Below are 16196 nucleotides of genomic sequence, written 5' to 3'. Positions count from 1 at the left end.
GTACCCAACCCGACCGGCCCACCCGCGGCTTCTGCTTTCAGCGACCCACTCCACCCACGAGGGGCTGCGCCGTTGGCCGGAAACTTCCTGACTCTGCGCAACGCCCGTTGTGGAAGCGTTCTCACAACGATGCACGGCAGCACACCCGCTGACCAAAGTCCGCAAAAAATGTTAGCTGGTTCACATTTTTACAGCGCGTTGATCTTGATCAATGGACTTGTCGTAATCGGCCTGCACAATGGCGGCCCGCTCGGCACAGGCGCCGTCAATCGATGCAGCGCAGGGGGCGCCGGGCGGGAAGCAGTACTGATCCAACGGGTACAGGGAGCGCGGGGTACTGCCACTGGGGAGCGGCAGCCGCGCAGGTACCGACCGGATCCGGTCGCCGGTTGCGTCTGCGGGGATGGGGACGCAACCGGCAGCCTCTATCTGAATGGGGAAGCCTGATCACGACGTCTTCACATTTCCCGCTGAACGCAGGCAAATCGTTGTGATTCATGGTGTTAGGGGTTTTAATTCATCCATGACCTGCTAACCTGCGACGATGATTCGACGCACTCTGGCCTGCATGCTCACCCTCGGCCTGGTCGCCTGCGCGACCCAGCCGAAGTCCCCACCGTCTTCGCCCCAGGCCAGCAGTACGCCGCGCCAACCCGCCGCCAGGGCTCATGGCCCGGCCGAGGCCGCGCCCGAAGCCGCCGCTGCCACCGCGCCGCCTGTCGATCTCACCCCGGTACCGTTCGAAGTCGCGCGGGCCCGCTTCATTGCCGATACCGCCAAGCGCTATGGCTTGAAGCCGGAGCAGATCAGCAGCGTGCTCGACCAGGCGCAGGTGCGCCAGCCGATCATTGCCGCGATGTCGCGCCCGGCCGAACGGGTCAAGCCGTGGAATGAATATCGACCGATGTTCATCAGCAAGGCACGCATCGATGGCGGCCGTGCGTTCCTGGCCCAGCATCGCGCCGAACTGGATCGCGTGCAGCAGCGCACCGGCGTGCCGGCCGAAGTGATCGTGGCGATCATCGGCGTGGAAACCAGCTACGGCAAGAATGCCGGCAGCCATCGCGTGCTTGATGCGCTGTACACGTTGGCGTTCTATTACCCGCGCAGCGGCGACCCGGCCAAGCTGGAGCGCGAAGTACGCCGCGAGCTGTTCTTCCGCGATGAACTGGCCAAGCTGTTCGAGCTGGGCCGCGAAGAAGACCTGGACATCACCACGCTCAAGGGCAGCTATGCCGGTGCGATGGGCATGGGCCAGTTCATGCCGTCCAGCTATCTCGATTACGCCGTGGACGGAAACGGTGATGGCCGCCGCGACCTGTTCACCAGCTACGACGACGTGTTCTCGTCCATCGCCAACTACTTCGTGAAGAAGGGCGGCTGGGTGCGTGGCGGGCAGGTGGCCGTTCCGGCCACGCTGGCGCCGGGCCGCGAGGAGTTCAATCCGACCGAATGGATGCCGACCTGGTCGCTGGCTGACCTGGCCCAGCGCGGCTACCAGCCGAGCGCGCCGGTGCAGCCGGGCGCCACCGCCACCCCGATCACCCTGGAAGGCAGCACCGGCAAGCAGTACTGGCTGGGCTTCCAGAACTACTACGCGATCACCCGCTACAACCTCTCTAAGATGTACGCGATGGCCGTGTTCCAGTTGTCCCAGGCCATCGCCGGACAGGAGCTGCCCCCGGCATGAACATCAGATGGCTGGTCCCAGGCTTGATCGTCCTCGCGCTGGCTGCCTGCAGCAGCGCGCCGAAGAAGCCGGCCACGGCCGGCCATGGTGGCAAGTCCAGTGGCACGCTGGTGCAGGGCCGTGGTTCGCGCCCGGCGCACTGCCCGGAAGGTTCGCCGTATGCGGCCGCCAAGGAAGACCTGAGCACCCGCGGCAACTACACCGCCGGTGGCCTGTACAAGCCGGGCGTGCGTGACAGCACGCCGGACTACATTCCGAACGTGGCCTGCATCCCCGAACCGGAAGTGACCGCGGAAGAGCGCTCGGCGATCGGCAACAAGACCCCGTACGTGGTGCTGGGCAAGTCCTACAAGGTGCTCGACGACACCCGCAACTATGTCGAACGCGGCACCGCGTCGTACTACGGGGCCAAGTTCCACGGCCGCCTGACCTCCAATCGTGAGGTCTACGACATGTACCAGTTCACTGCCGCGCACAAGACGCTGCCGCTGCCCAGCTTTGCCCGCGTCACCAACCTGGACAACGGCGAATCGGTGATCGTGCGCGTCAACGACCGCGGCCCGTTCCACGATGGCCGCGTGGTTGATCTCAGCTATGCCGCCGCCGTGCGCCTGGGCATCACCCAGCGCGGCACCGGCAACGTCGAAGTGCGCGCGCTGCAGCCGGGCGAGAGCAACCTGATGGCGCAGAAGCCGTCGCGTCGCGAGCGTCGTGCTGCCGAAGCGGCGGCAACCACCGCCGTGGCCAGCGCGCGGCCGGCTGCGGCCCCGCGTGCTTCCGCCGACAGCGATATCGATCGCCTGGTCAACCGCCTGCCCACCGATGGCGCCCCGGCGCGTGGCCAGCCGGCCACCACCCAGGGCGTGGCCAGCACCGTGCCGGATGTGGCGGTCAGCAGCCTGCCGCCGAGTGCACCGCCGGTGCGCAGCGCGCCGTACGCGCCGGCTCCGGCGGCTGTTGCCAGCACCACGCCGCGCGCCGCTGCGCCGGCGCCCGTCCGCACCGCACCGGCCACCCCCAGCCTGTCGCAGCAGGTGGTAGGCGCGGTGATGGTGCAGGTGGCCAGCTTCTCCAACCGCGACAACGCCAACCGTGCGATGGGGCAGCTCAATGCCGCCGGCATTGTCGGCGCGACCATCAGCGACATCGCCGCCGGTGGCCGCACCCTGTTCCGCCTGCGCGTTCCCGCCAGCGACCATGCCAGTGCCGCGGAACTTGCCGGCCGCATCGCCGGTCTGGGCCTGGGTTCGCCGCAGATCGTGAAGGATTGATCCGCCCGGGCCGGTGCTGCCGGCCCATGCTCCCCCGGCCTACAATGGCCGTTACGTTCCACCCTCCATTCCCGGCCGTCCCCTGGAGCCTGCTGTCCAATGAATTTCCGTTCCGCCGCCACCGCCCTGGCCGCCACCCTGGTGGTGGGCCTGGCTTCCGCCCAGACCCCGCTGCCGACCCCGGCCACGCCGGCGCCTGCCGCCGCCGCTGCCGCCCCGGCTACCGTCGCCACTCCGCCGGCCCCGGCGCCGAGCGTGTCCAAGGCCTGGGTCCTGATGGATTACGCCACCGGCCAGGTACTGGCTGGCGAGAACGTCCACGAACAGCTGGCTCCGGCCAGCATCACCAAGGTGATGACGTCCTACGTGATCGCCGCCGAGGTCAAGAACGGCAAGGTCCGTGCGGATGACCAGGTAATGATGAGCGAGCGCGCCTGGCGCGAAGGTGGCGCCGGCACCGACGGCAGCTACAGCGGATTCCCGGTCAACCAGACTGCACGCCTGGAAGACATGGAAAAGGGCATGGCGATCCAGTCCGGCAATGACGCCGCGATTGCCCTGGCCGAGCACGTGGCCGGCAGCGAAGAAGCCTTTGCGTCGCTGATGAACAGCTACGCCGCCAAGATCGGCATGAAGGACTCGCACTTCGTCAACGCCCACGGCCTGACCGCGCAGGGCCACCACAGCACCGCCTACGACCTGGCGCTGCTGGGCCGCGCGATGGTGCGTGATTACCCGGAAACCTACGCGTACAACAAGATCAAGGAATTCCAGGTCGGCAACATCAAGCAGCCGAACCGCAACCTGCTGCTGTGGCGCGATGGCAGCGTCGATGGCATCAAGACCGGCCACACCTCCGAAGCCGGCTACTGCCTGATGAGCTCGGCCCAGCGTGGCGACCAGCGCCTGATTGCCGTTGTGCTGGGCGGTGCGTCGGAGAAGCAGCGTGCCGATGACAGCCTTGCGCTGTTGAACTGGGGCTTCCGCTTCTTCGAGACCCACCGCCTGTACGAGCCGGGCAAGGCCGTGGCCGAGCACAAGGTCTGGAAGGGCACCACCGACAAGGTGCAGCTGGGCGTGGCCCAGCCGATGCTGGTGAGCGTGCCGCGCGGCCGCTACAACGACCTGAAGCCGAGCATCGACGTGCCCAAGACCCTGGAAGCACCGTTCACCGCCGGCCAGCAGATCGGCACCGTGAAAGTCACCCTGGATGGCAAGGTCATCGCTGAGGCACCGCTGGTGGCCGTGGCCGCCGTCGAACAGGCTGGCTTCTTCAAGCGCCTGTGGGACAGCTTCTGGATGTGGTGGGAATCGGAATGATCCACGCCCTGGCGTGGTGAACGGAAAAGGCCGGCGAATGCCGGCCTTTTCCGTTTTGCAGAGTCGAGCCATGCTCGACTGAGGTTGAATGCAGTCGAGCATGGCTCGACTCTACAAATGGCGCTTACAGCGAGCGGCTGATGGTGAAGCTGCCGAACACGGGGGCTTCGCGCTGGCCGTAGAACTCGCGGGTGCTGTGGTAGCGCGCTACCGCGAACTTCCAGCGGCCGTACATCAGCGCCATGCCGTAGCCGCCCTGGGCTACCACGTGGCGCTTGTCCACGCTGTGGCTGCTGCGGAACGTGTTGCCGTCCAGGGTGATGTCGCGGATCATCCACGCCGCGTCGGTGGTCACGAACATGTGCCATGACCAGCCATTGGGGCGACCGCCACGCGTCGGCGCCGTGTTCTCACCGGCCGGACGCAACGGCGTGCTGCCGAAATCATCGGGCAGCTTCCAGCCGAAACGCACTTCGCCACCGGCATTGGCCTTGGTTTCCAGGTTGCCGATCGCACCACCGTAGTGGCTGATCGCATCCCAACCCCAGCCGCCGGCATTGATGCTGGCATCGGCCGGCCAGCGGCGCATGCGCTCGTGGGTCAGCATGAACAGCGGCTCGTTGTGCAGCTGGTTGTCCCAGCCCTCGAACTTCTTGTCGCCCAGGATGTTGTGCACCGCGTCCTGCACCTGCTTGCCCTGGGCCCACGGGCCGACCACGCCCAGCGTCAGCTGGGTGGTCTGCAGGCGGTCGCCGCTGCGCGCGTTGAAGCCGAAGCTGGCGATCAGTACACCGGCATAGGGGCGGTCATCCTTGATCAGATCGCGGCGGGCCGGATCGGTCGGGGTGAAGATGCCCTGGCCGATGCTGAAGATCATGTTCTGCTGTTCGAACCTGCCGGGGTGCAGGCCTTCCAGATACTGGTTCACCCAGCGTGCCATGCGCGGCAGGCACGGGTCGTCGGTGTAGTCGACCAGGTTCGGCGAGACCAGGGTCAGCTGCGCGCCGTTGGTGTACCCCTGGTCCTGGTGGCGGCCACCGAACAGGTCGTTGTCGACGCGGAAGTTGATCTGCGGTGGGTGGTCGCGCATTGCGTCCGGACCACATTGTTCGGCGGCCTGGGCGGCAAGCGGGAGGGCGGCAGCGAGCAGGCCGGACAGCCCGAGGGCCGTGAGGCGGCGTTGGGAAGGGGGGCTCATGGGTGGGGCGGATTCTTTTGTCGTTTTATGCCGCGACACGGTACCCCCAGGCGGCGGTTGAAACGACTACACGGCGGTCACTTGTCTGTTCCGAAAACAACATTGTCCACCTGACACAATGCGATACATGAGGTGGGTCGGGATCGCGCGGTGTTGAGTGGCGGGATCGGACCACGCGTGTCGGCATCAGCATCTTCAGTCAGCTGCGGTTGTGGTTGGGGCCGTCCATGCCCTATTCTCTGCGCCGACGCCTGGGGGGCGTCGCCAAAGGATTCAGGTCCCAGACCCTTTCTCAACCCATGGATTGTGCTTCGCCGTCGGCGAAGTGCTGGATGACTCATATGAACAAATCGAATTCGCTCGCCCATGTGCTGGCCTGCGCGCTGCTGGGTGCCGGTCTGGTGGCCGTCAGTGCCCCGGCGTCGGCGGGTCTGCGCGACAGCTTCGCCAACAGCCGCACCTCGGCTCAGGAACAGAGCAAGAAGGGCCAGGCCGAGATTCCGGTCTGCACCAAGCCGCTGGGTTCCATCTCGGTGATCGAGCCGGAAGACGTGGTGAACTGGTGGACCGGCCAGCAGTTGCCGGCGCCTTCGAAGCTCATCAAGGTCTTCGTCAACAAATCCAAGTGCTTCACGCTGGTGGACCGTGGCGTCGGCATGGCCGCAGCCCAGGCCGAGCGCGCGCTGGCCAGCGAAGGCCAGCTGCGTGGTCGTTCCAACATCGGCAAGGGCCAGATCCGCGCCGCCGACTACGTGCTGGTGCCGGACCTGATCTCGCAGAACAGCAATGCCAGCGGCAACGCCATTGGTGGCCTGCTGGGTGGCCTGATCGGCGGCAAGGCCGGCGCCGTGGTCGGCGGCCTGAACTTCCGCAGCAAGACCGCGGATGTGACCCTGACCCTGACCGACGTACGCTCTTCCGAGCAGGTGGCCATCGTTGAGGGCAACTCCAAGAAGACCGATCTGGGCTGGGGCGCCGGTGGTGGCCTGTTCGGCGGTGGCGGCATCGGCGCAATGGGCGTCGGTGGCTATGCCAATACCGAAATCGGCCAGGTGATCACCCTGGCCTATCTGCAGGCCTACACCAACATGGTGGCCGAGCTGGGTGGTCTGCCGGCCAATGCCTCGGCGGCCAATGCCGGCCAGGCTGTGACCATGCTCAAGGCCGGCCGCCTGCTGGCCAATGCCAAGGGCACCGGCGCTCCGGTGCGCTCGCTGGAGCTGGGCATGCTGCTGTACCCCACCGGCGTCAAGGAAGGCACCATGTGGGAAGTGGAAGACGAAATGGGCAACAAGGGCTGGGTCAATTCCACCCTGATGGAAACGGCCAAGTAAGCCGCCCGCGTGCCGGTTCCGTGCCGGCACGCGTCGCCTGCCGGACCGGCCTGCAAGGGCCGGCTCCGTCAAGTGCGGAGGCCGTCTGCAACGCAGCGGCTCGCCTATGCCGCTTTTGACTTTGATGAATACTCTTGGGTTTGTTGCCCTGCGGCCCGATAATGGGTCCATGGAAATCAAGTCCGACAACCCCGACCACGGCTTCCAGTTCCCCGGCCAGTTCGAGCTCAGCGCAATGGGCCCGGCCAACCGCGGCCTGGAGCACGAGCTTCCCCGCCTGCTGCTGGCTGCCGGTATTGATGTCGTCAATGAGCGCATCAGCTGGAAGCATTCGTCCAACGGCAAGTACGTGTCCGTCCGCATCGTGTTCAAGGCCGAGAGCCGCGAACAGTACGACCTGGCGCACCAGGCACTGCGTGACCACCCGGAAGTGAAGTGGACGCTGTAGCCGACAACTGCCCGGCCCAAGCCGCCCCCGAGGACCGCGCGCCGCGTCCGGCCCTGGTCCGCGACCTCGGCCGTCAGGCTTACGAGCCGGTGTGGCGGGCCATGCAGCGCTTCACCGACCAGCGCAGCGATGCCGACGCCGACGAGCTGTGGGTGGTCGAGCACGACCCGGTGTTCACCTTGGGCCAGGCCGGCAAGGACGAGCACGTGCTGGCGCCGGGCGAGATCCCGGTGCTGCACGTGGACCGCGGCGGACAGGTGACCTATCACGGCCCCGGCCAGATCGTGGTCTATCCGTTGCTGCGTCTGCCGCGGCTGGGCATCGGTGTGCGCGATTACGTGTGTCGCATCGAGCAGGCCATCATCGACACCCTGGCCGAGTGGAACATCGGCGCCGAACGCCGCGAGGGCGCCCCGGGCGTCTACGTCGGTGGCGCCAAGATTGCCGCGCTTGGCATCCGCGTGCGACGCGGCTGCACCTTCCATGGCCTGGCGTTCAACGTGTCCATGGACCTGGAACCTTTCCACCGTATCAACCCCTGTGGCTATCAGGGGTTGCAGGTGACCTCGGTGGTAGACTTGGGCGGCCCCTCCGGGATGAATGCCGTCAAGCCGGTGCTGCTGGACCACCTGGCCCGCCAGTTCGGCCTGCTGCTGCAGCACACGCCGGAACTGCCTGATCTTTCTGCGGCCGCCTGACCGCCCCCCGGAACTGCCATGACTGAAACCACCGCCCGTTCCATTCCCCTGCAGATCGTGCAGGGCGACTCTCCGTCCGCCGCGCCGTTGCAGGCCGGGGTCAAGCAGCTGGGCGGTGACAAGATCAACCGTTCGCCGGTGCAGTTCGCCGACGCGCCGGTGCTGCGCAAGCCGTCCTGGATCCGCGTGCGCATTCCCTCGGGCAATGCCGTGCAGAACCTGAAGGCCAAGCTGCGCGAGAACCGTCTGGTGACCGTGTGCGAGGAAGCCAGCTGCCCGAACATCCACGAGTGCTTCGGCCACGGCACCGCCACCTTCATGATCCTGGGCGAGGTCTGCACCCGCCGCTGCTCGTTCTGCGACGTGGCCCACGGCCGCCCGAAGCCGCCGGACGCCAACGAACCGGCCAGCCTCGGCCAGACCGTGGCCGACATGGGCCTGAAGTACGTGGTGGTGACCAGCGTCGACCGCGATGACCTGCGCGACGGCGGTGCCCAGCACTTCGTCGACTGCATCACCGCCATTCGCGAGAAGTCGCCGGGCACCCGCATCGAAGTGCTGACCCCGGACTTCCGTGGCAAGGGCCGCATGGAGCGCGCGCTGGAGATCCTGGCGCAGAACCCGCCGGATGTGTTCAACCACAACATCGAAACCGTGCCGGACCTGTACCGCAACGTGCGTCCGGGCGCGGACTACCAGTGGTCGCTGAACCTGCTGAAGAACTTCAAGGCGCAGCATCCGGAGGTGCCGACCAAGAGCGGCATCATGCTGGGCCTGGGCGAGGAGTTCGAACAGATCAAGGCCACCATGCGCGACCTGCGCGCGCATGACGTGGACATGATCACCATCGGCCAGTACCTGCAGCCGACCGCGCACCACCACCCGGTGCTGAAGTACTGGACCCCCGAGGACTACAAGGCGCTGGAAGACTACGGCTACGAGCTGGGCTTCAGCCACGTGGCCTCCGGCCCGATGGTGCGCTCTTCGTACCACGCCGACGTACAGGCCAAGGGCGCCGGCATTTCCTGAGGTGGGTGCGGACCGTTGGTCCGTACGCCTTCGCCAGCCATGGCCCGGCGCTGCCAATGGGTGTCACCACCATCCTGGTGGCTGCGGATCGTTGGTCCGCACGCCTTCGCCTGCATTCACAATTTGCTACACCGGCCCGGCTAGGCTGGTTTTCCACCGAGCGCGGCCGGGTGACAAACCCGGCAACTTTCGGCACTGTCGTGGTGTCCTAACACCCCGCAGTCTCCCCCTTGGCAAGGCGCCTTCGAGCACGTCAATGAAATTCAAAGCCCCCGCATTCCTGATGGCCCTGGCGCTGGTTGCGCCGCTGGCGTTGGCGGCCAAGGCCGACTCGCCCGCATTGCCCGCGGCGGCCACCGCCGATCAGGTGACTACCTCCAAGCTGGTGTACGGCCTGCTGTCCGACAGCCGTTACGCCTACCGCCCGCGCGCGCTGGACGAGGCCACCTCCAAGGACGTGTTCAAGCGCTACCTGGAGACGCTGGACGGCGGCAAGCAATACTTCACCCAGGCCGACGTGGCGCGCTTCGCGCCGTTCGAAGCCAACATCTCCTCGGCCATCCGTGGCGGCGAGCTGGAGCCGGCGTTTCAGGTGTTCGCGGTCTACAAGCAGCGCGTCGGCGAGCGCGTGGCCTATGCGCGCAAGCTGCTCAAGCAGGAGCCGGATTTCACCACCGACGAGCGCTTCGAATACGACCGCAAGAAGGTGCCGTGGGCGGCCAGCAGCGCCGAACTGGATGAGCTGTGGCGCAAATCGGTCAAGAACGACTGGCTGCGCCTGAAGCTGGCCGGCAAGAAGCCGGACGACATCCGCAAGACGCTGGACAAGCGCTACGCGACGCTGGAGAAGTCGGTCAACGAGCTGAAGGGCGAAGACGTCTTCCAGTTCTTCATGAATTCGTACACCAGCGCGGTTGATCCGCATACCGATTACTTCACCCCGCGCACCGCCGAGAACTTCAACCAGGCGATGTCGCTGTCGCTGGAAGGCATCGGTGCGCAGCTGCAGCGCCAGGACGATGTGGTGGTGATCCGCGAGATCATTGCCGGTGGTCCGGCCGCAGTGGACGGCACGCTGAAGCCGGGTGACCGCATCGTTGGCGTTGGCCAGGGCAAGTCCGGTCTGGTCGAGGACGTGATCGGCTGGCGCATCGACGATGTCGTGGCCAAGATCCGTGGCGCCAAGGACACCCAGGTCAAGCTGGAATTCATTCCGGCTGCCGAAGGTGCCGACGGCAAGCACCACACCCTGGTGCTGACCCGCCAGAAGGTGCGCCTGGCCGAACAGGCCGCCAAGGGCGAGACCATGACCATCCCGGCCGCCAACGGTGAGCCGGCGCGCAAGATCGGCGTGATCAAGCTGCCGACCTTCTACCAGGACTTCGAAGGCCGTCGCCGCAATGCGGCCGACTACGCCTCGGCCACCCGCGACGTGGCCAAGCTGCTGGCCGGTTTCAAGAACGACAAGCTGGATGGCGTGGTGCTGGACCTGCGCAACAACGGCGGTGGTTCGCTGGATGAAGCCATCGAACTGACCGGCCTGTTCATCGAGCAGGGCCCGGTGGTGCAGGTGCGTGAGTCCGGTGGCCGCGTCACCGTCAACAGCGACCGCAACCAGGGCGTGGCGTGGGATGGCCCGCTGGCAGTGCTGATCAACCGCGGTTCGGCCTCGGCGTCGGAGATCTTCGCCGGCGCCATCCAGGACTACGGCCGTGGCCTGGTGATCGGTGAGACCAGCTTCGGCAAGGGGACCGTGCAGAACATCGTCGACCTCGACCGTTGGCCGAGCGGCGAGACCCAGCGCTTCGGCCAGGTCAAGCTGACCATTGCCCAGTTCTTCCGCATCAGCGGCAGCAGCACCCAGCACAAGGGTGTGGTGCCGGACCTGGCCTTCCCGGCCAGTGTCGATGCCACCGAATTCGGTGAGAGCACCTACGACAACGCGCTGCCGTGGACCCGCATCGCCGCCGTGCCTCACACCCAGTACGGCAACTTCGCGCCGCTGCTGCCGAAGCTGGAAACCCGCCACGACACCCGCATCGCCACTGACAAGGAGTTCCAGTGGTGGAACGAAGACGTGCAGCAGTTCCGCACCGAGGCCGCGAAGAAGTACATCTCGCTCAACGAGGCCACCCGCCGCGCCGAGCGTGAGCGCCAGGACACCCAGCGCAAGGAGCGCCAGGTGCAGCGCAAGGAACTGGGCCTGGCCCTGGACCCGCTGGCCGATGACAGCAGCGATGACGGCCTGACCGGCAACGAGCGTGACATCGTCAAGGATGCCGCGCGCGAGAAGGCTGCCGAGAAGCGTCCGGACCCGCTGCTGCGCGAGTCGGCCTCGATCCTGGCCGACGCCGTGAACCTGCTGGCCAATGACCGCCCGCTGTCGGCACAGGTGCTGCCGCAGTCCACCGGCGCCGGTCGCTGGGCCGACTGAGCCGGCAGGACGCGTGTGTATTCGGGGGGCCGGCATTGCCGGCCCCTTTTCGTTTGGGCGCCTCCGTCCCGGTAGCGCCGGGCCATGCCCGGCGAGCCATGTGCCAGAAACGACTTAATCCCCTCCGTCCCCTTTACGTGCATGAACCGGCAGCAACGGCGTGACCCGGTCATGCTGGCTTCGACCTGCCGCACACGGCCGCGGGACTACCCTTGGCGGCAACGTCCTCGCAGGAGTACCCATGCGGGCCTCCCGTCTTTCCAGTGCTGTTGTGGCGCTTGGCAGCGCCCTGATCCTGTCGGCCTGTGGTGGCCGCGCCGCCGACAGCACGTTGCTGCGCGAATCCTTCGATTCCGGCGACACGTTCTCGCGTACGGTCGACGGTCGCCCGGGCGACGCCTGCGAAGCGGCGCGGCGCACCCTGCTCAGCCAAGGCTACGCCATCGCCCGTTCCGACGAAGCGCAGGTGGAGGGCAACAAGAACTTCCAGCCGCGCGAAGACGACCACGAGCAGCTGGTGCTGCGCATTTCCTGCGCGCCGCGTGGCAGCCAGACGCTGGTATTCGTCAGCGCGGTACAGGACCGCTATGCGCTGAAGAAGAGCCCAACGTCAGCCAGTGTCGGCGTCGGTGCGCTGGGCTCGGTGTCGCTGCCGTTCGGCAGCAATGACGACTCGCTGGTGAAAGTGGCCAGCAGCACGGTCACCGATGCCGGGTTCTATCAGCGCTTCTTCCAGCGCCTGCAGCAGTACCTGCCGGCGACTGCAGGCACACCCGCACCACCTCCGGCCGCACCACCGGAACCTGCACCGGCCAGCACGGACCAGGGTTGAGGGTGCGCGCCAGTTTGATCGGCGTGGCCCTGCTGCTGGCGCCTGCGCTGGGCAGTGCGTCCATGGTGCCGGACTGCAGGCAAGGCCTGCTGCAGCGGCTGGGATGGCGCTTCGACGAGGCCATGGTCAGTACACCCCAGGTGCATGGCGGTCCGGTATGCACGCGCGCGTCGCTGGCTGAAGCACAGGCGGCGGGCGATCTGCGCGTGCAGTGGCCGGCCGGAATGCCCGCTGCGGCCCGCCAGGCAGTGCTGCAGGAGCTGCTGGATGACCCTGCGACGGTCTGTGCCTATGCCTTCCAGCTGGGCGCAGCCACGCACCGTGCAGCCTCGGCATTGCAGGCCAACCCCACCTTCCGCTTCTCCGGCCCGCAGCTGGGCTGGATCGGCTTCGGCCTGCAGGGGCCGCGCGCGCAAGGCTGGCAGCGCACGCGCAGTTTCGGCCGCGGCTTCGTGCCCAGTGCAGGCAACAGCCAGGCGCTGCAGGCGTTCTACAGCGGTGCCGTGCGTGCCGAATGTGGTGTCGGTCGCCAGGTCGCGCAGCTGGCCACCCAGCGCGAGCTGTATGGCGATGCAGCATTCGATACGGAGTTCGCTGCGGATGAGCTGTCGATCGGCACCTTCCTCGCCCTGCATGGGACCGACAGCATCCTGCTTGGCGCGCATGCCGGCGATTTCTTCGCCGATGGCAAGGCAGTGCGTACCTCGGCGATGGGGCGCCAGGCGTTCGTCGGTGTGCCTGGTTTCATCGAGCATGTGTACGACAAGGGCATGCTGGACGACCTGAGCAACCAGGCCGAGAACTTCGTGGTGGTCGATGTGGGGGCGGACGCTGCGCAGGCACTGGCGATGCACGGTGGGCTGGCCTGGTACGACCAGCGCAATGCCGAACTCTGGAAACTCGCGCAGGGCATCCCCCGCATCGGCCAGCGCTACTTCGAGCGCCTGCTGTTCGAGCGCGATGCGGACCTTCGTGCACGGCTGGAACCGCGCTACCACGCCACGCTGGCACGCATGGACCAGCTGCTGGACGATCCGTTCTACCAGCAGTTCGTGATCTATGTGCACCCACGCGGTATACGTCCCATCGGCTACCACGTCGCCCGCCTGCTTGATCGCAACCCACGAACGCCGTTTTCGATCGATCTGGCGGTGCACAATCTGCATACCACGCTCTACCGGCGTTGGCGCGAGGCGCAGCTGCGCCACTGCGCGGCTACCGGCAGGCCAGGCAGCCTGACCCTAGACCCCAAATGAAGGTGAAACAATGGACATTGCAATGATCGGCCTCGGCCGCATGGGCGCCAACATGGCCCAGCGCCTGCATCGCGGCGGCCACCGCGTCGTTGGCTACGACCCGGGCGAAGGCGCCCGCCAGCGCGCCGCCGAGGCCGGCCTGGACGTGGTGGATTCGCTGGCAGCTGCCGTGGCTGCGCTGCCGGTACCGCGCGTGGTGTGGCTGATGGTGCCGGCCGGCGAGACCGTCGACCAGACGCTGGGCCAGCTGACCCCGCACCTGGCCGAGGGTGACATCGTCATCGACGGCGGCAACTCCAACTATCAGGACTCGATCCGCCGTGCCAAGTCGCTGGCCGAGGACGACCTGGGCTATGTTGACTGCGGCACCAGCGGTGGCGTGTGGGGGCTGCAGGAAGGCTACAGCCTGATGGTCGGCGGCGAAGCGGCGGTGGTGGAGCAGATCGCACCGCTGCTGCGCACGCTGGCACCGGCCGAAGACCGTGGCTGGGGTCGTGTCGGCCCGTCCGGTGCTGGCCACTTCACCAAGATGGTCCACAACGGCATCGAGTACGGAATGATGCAGGCCTATGCCGAAGGCTTCGCGCTGATGGAGCGCAAGCAGGAGATGGAGCTGGACCTGGCCCAGGTGGCCGAAGTCTGGCGCCACGGCAGCGTGGTGCGTTCCTGGCTGCTTGACCTGAGCACCGAAGCGCTCAAGCGCAATCCGTCGCTGGATGGCATCGCCCCGTACGTGGAGGATTCCGGCGAAGGTCGCTGGACCGTGGCCGAAGCGATCGCACTCGACGTGCCGGCACCGGTGATCACCTTGTCGCTGCTGGAACGCCTGCGCTCGCGCGAATCCAATTCGTTCACCGACCGCCTGCTGTCGGCGATGCGCAACGAATTCGGCGGCCACGCCATCAAGAAGTCGTAAGCACCGCGGTGGGGTCAGAGCCCTTCGGCGTTGCCGAAGGGATCCGACCCCAGGCAGATCGGGGTCGGATCCTTTTCTGAAGGAAAAGGCTCTGACCCCATGCAGCCAGTCGAGCATGGCTCGACGCTACAAAAGCCTTCTCCGATCGTTGCCACGTCATCCACGCATGGCGTGGATCTACTGGTCAGTCCAACGCGACCCGTCGGCCTTCACGCGCGCTGTCCATGCCGGCCTGCAGCAACCGCATCAGCTGCAGCGCCTGTACCGCGCTCACCGTTGGCTCGCCATCGCCATGCATCGCCGCCGCGAACTGCGCATACAACCGCCGGTAGTCGCCCGGCCGGTTGTCCACAGTGCTGCGCTGCACATTGTCCTCGGCGTCGCAGCGCACCAGCTCACCATGCCGCGGGTCGATCCCCCAGCCCGGCGCACCGGGTGCCACGCCTCGGCGTAGCTGTGCCTCCTGCACGTCCAGACCGTGCTTGATCCAGCTGGCCTTGCTGCCATGCACGCTGAAGTGCGGCGTCTGCGCTGCAACCAGCGAACCGGAATGGATGATCGCGCGATGCCGTGGGTAGTGCAGCACGGCGTGGAAGTAGTCGATGCCGGTACCACCTTCGCGCTGTACGGCCAGATCGGCATCGACCGCCTCGGGCCAGCCGAACAGCACCAGCATCTGGTCCAGCAGGTGCGGGCCAAGGTCGTACCACAGGCCGCTTCCCGGGCCGTCCTGTTCGCGCCAGCGCTCGCGCACCTGCGGGCGGTAACGGTCGAAGTGTGCGTGGCATTCGGCCACGTCGCCGAGCGTGCCTTCGGCCAGCAGCGCCTGCAGGGTGAGGAAATCCGCATCGAAGCGCCGGTTCTGGAACACGGTGGCGATGCGTCCGGCATCGCGTGCGGCAGCCAGCACCGTTTCTGCTTCCGCGACATCGAGCGCGAATGGCTTGTCGACCAGCACGTGCTTGCCGGCGGCCAACGCTGCGATCGCAAGCGGGGCGTGCTGTTGGTTCGGTGTGGCGATCACCACCGCATCCACTGCTGGATCGTCGAACACCTCTTGCGGCGTAGCGCGCACGTGTACGTCGCTGAACGCGCGCAGCAGGGTGTCGCGTTGCGAACTGACAATGCTGTGCAGCACCAGGCCCGGCGTGTGCTGGATCAGCGGTGCATGGAAGACGCGGCCGGCAAGGCCATAACCGATCAGGGCCAGTTGCAGGTCGGGGCGCATGGCAGAGTTCCGGCAGTGGGAAGGGCAGGGTAAACGACGGGCCGTGGCAGACCAAAACTGAACCGTTGCCGTTGGAAACGTTTCGATTCACGGCGGCATGACCGCAACGCCACGCCTGCTCCACGTGCGCTTGTCCAGACTGGCAGCACACACCACAGGAGTACGACACGATGAGCAATACCACCCGTACGCTGATTGCTTCCGCCCTGACTCTGGGCCTGGCGCTGTCTTCCTCCGCCGCATTCGCCAAGGATCCGGCCGCAAAGAGCCCGCCGACCAGCACCCATCCGGCGACCCATGCTGATCGCCACGACTCCAACGAGCCGGTAACCGATACCTGGATCACCACCAAGGTGAAGGCCGATCTGCTGGCCAGCAGCAACGTTCCGGGCACTGAAATCAAGGTGGAAACCGTGAATGGCGTGGTCAGCCTCAGTGGCGCCGTGGCGAGCCAGGCCGAGAAGGACAAGGCGGTGACCACCGCCAAGGGCATCAAGGGCGTGACCCGCGTCGATGCCGCAGCATTGAAGGTCAGCGCTGCC

The 16196-nt window shown here is 66.6% G+C and carries 14 protein-coding genes; 12 read left to right on the top strand and 2 right to left on the bottom strand.

Features of this window, described 5'->3' with window-relative positions; all coding sequences use genetic code 11:
- Positions 1 to 544 precede the first annotated feature (544 nt).
- From mltB to N5J73_RS21900, 3 genes are all read left to right on the top strand, one after another.
- The gene (gene mltB, locus N5J73_RS21910; protein WP_049447836.1) at positions 545 to 1690 is read left to right on the top strand and encodes a lytic murein transglycosylase B; all 1146 of its coding nucleotides are present in this window, start codon (positions 545 to 547) and stop codon (positions 1688 to 1690) included.
- Positions 1687 to 2961, top strand: a complete 1275-nt coding sequence (locus N5J73_RS21905) for a septal ring lytic transglycosylase RlpA family protein (RefSeq protein WP_049447835.1) — start codon at positions 1687 to 1689, stop codon at positions 2959 to 2961. Before mltB ends, N5J73_RS21905 begins: the two co-directional genes overlap by 4 nt.
- 99 nt (positions 2962 to 3060) lie before the next feature.
- Positions 3061 to 4281 carry a D-alanyl-D-alanine carboxypeptidase family protein gene (locus N5J73_RS21900; protein ID WP_049447834.1) on the top strand — a complete coding sequence of 407 codons (1221 nt, stop codon included), beginning with the start codon at positions 3061 to 3063 and terminating at the stop codon, positions 4279 to 4281.
- Between the two features lie 124 nt (positions 4282 to 4405).
- Here N5J73_RS21900 and N5J73_RS21895 read toward each other — a convergent pair whose 3' ends face one another.
- Positions 4406 to 5479, bottom strand: coding sequence for a lipid A deacylase LpxR family protein (locus N5J73_RS21895; RefSeq protein WP_049447833.1), 1074 nt, complete (start codon positions 5477 to 5479; stop codon positions 4406 to 4408).
- A 341-nt stretch (positions 5480 to 5820) separates the two neighbouring features.
- Here N5J73_RS21895 and N5J73_RS21890 point away from each other — a divergent pair, with 341 nt between their 5' ends.
- The 8 genes from N5J73_RS21890 to gnd all read left to right on the top strand — a co-directional run bounded on the left by N5J73_RS21890 (position 5821) and on the right by gnd (position 14426).
- On the top strand, positions 5821 to 6813 hold the full coding sequence (locus tag N5J73_RS21890) for a CsgG/HfaB family protein (RefSeq protein ID WP_279941349.1): 993 nt from the start codon (positions 5821 to 5823) through the stop codon (positions 6811 to 6813).
- A 169-nt stretch (positions 6814 to 6982) separates the two neighbouring features.
- On the top strand, positions 6983 to 7261 hold the full coding sequence (locus N5J73_RS21885; RefSeq protein WP_005411067.1) for a YbeD family protein: 279 nt from the start codon (positions 6983 to 6985) through the stop codon (positions 7259 to 7261).
- A complete protein-coding gene (lipB, locus tag N5J73_RS21880; RefSeq protein ID WP_049447831.1) occupies positions 7249 to 7959 on the top strand; it encodes a lipoyl(octanoyl) transferase LipB in 711 nt (236 codons plus the stop codon). The genes N5J73_RS21885 and lipB overlap by 13 nt, the downstream gene beginning before the upstream one ends.
- A gap of 18 nt (positions 7960 to 7977) precedes the next feature.
- On the top strand, positions 7978 to 8988 hold the full coding sequence (gene lipA, locus N5J73_RS21875; RefSeq protein WP_049447830.1) for a lipoyl synthase: 1011 nt from the start codon (positions 7978 to 7980) through the stop codon (positions 8986 to 8988).
- A gap of 256 nt (positions 8989 to 9244) precedes the next feature.
- Entirely contained in the window at positions 9245 to 11422 is a 2178-nt protein-coding gene (locus N5J73_RS21870; protein WP_049447829.1) for a carboxy terminal-processing peptidase, read from the top strand.
- Positions 11423 to 11663: 241 nt separating this feature from the next.
- Positions 11664 to 12254, top strand: coding sequence for a DUF2242 domain-containing protein (locus N5J73_RS21865; protein ID WP_049447828.1), 591 nt, complete (start codon positions 11664 to 11666; stop codon positions 12252 to 12254).
- Between the two features lie 17 nt (positions 12255 to 12271).
- On the top strand, positions 12272 to 13510 hold the full coding sequence (locus N5J73_RS21860; RefSeq protein WP_049447838.1) for a hypothetical protein: 1239 nt from the start codon (positions 12272 to 12274) through the stop codon (positions 13508 to 13510).
- Between the two features lie 10 nt (positions 13511 to 13520).
- Positions 13521 to 14426, top strand: coding sequence for a phosphogluconate dehydrogenase (NAD(+)-dependent, decarboxylating) (gnd, locus tag N5J73_RS21855; protein WP_049447827.1), 906 nt, complete (start codon positions 13521 to 13523; stop codon positions 14424 to 14426).
- Positions 14427 to 14610: 184 nt separating this feature from the next.
- Here gnd and N5J73_RS21850 read toward each other — a convergent pair whose 3' ends face one another.
- Entirely contained in the window at positions 14611 to 15654 is a 1044-nt protein-coding gene (locus N5J73_RS21850; RefSeq protein ID WP_049447826.1) for an oxidoreductase, read from the bottom strand.
- A gap of 170 nt (positions 15655 to 15824) precedes the next feature.
- Between N5J73_RS21850 and N5J73_RS21845 the strand changes: the two genes are divergently transcribed.
- The coding region (locus tag N5J73_RS21845; protein ID WP_279941348.1) for a BON domain-containing protein at positions 15825 to 16196 on the top strand (372 nt) is incomplete at its 3' end.

The sequence above is a fragment of the Stenotrophomonas sp. GD03654 genome (genome assembly GCF_029845105.1).
Taxonomy (GTDB): Bacteria; Pseudomonadota; Gammaproteobacteria; order Xanthomonadales; family Xanthomonadaceae; genus Stenotrophomonas; species Stenotrophomonas africana.
Note: the sequence above shows the minus strand (reverse complement) of the source record. Positions and strands in the feature narration are given on the sequence as shown.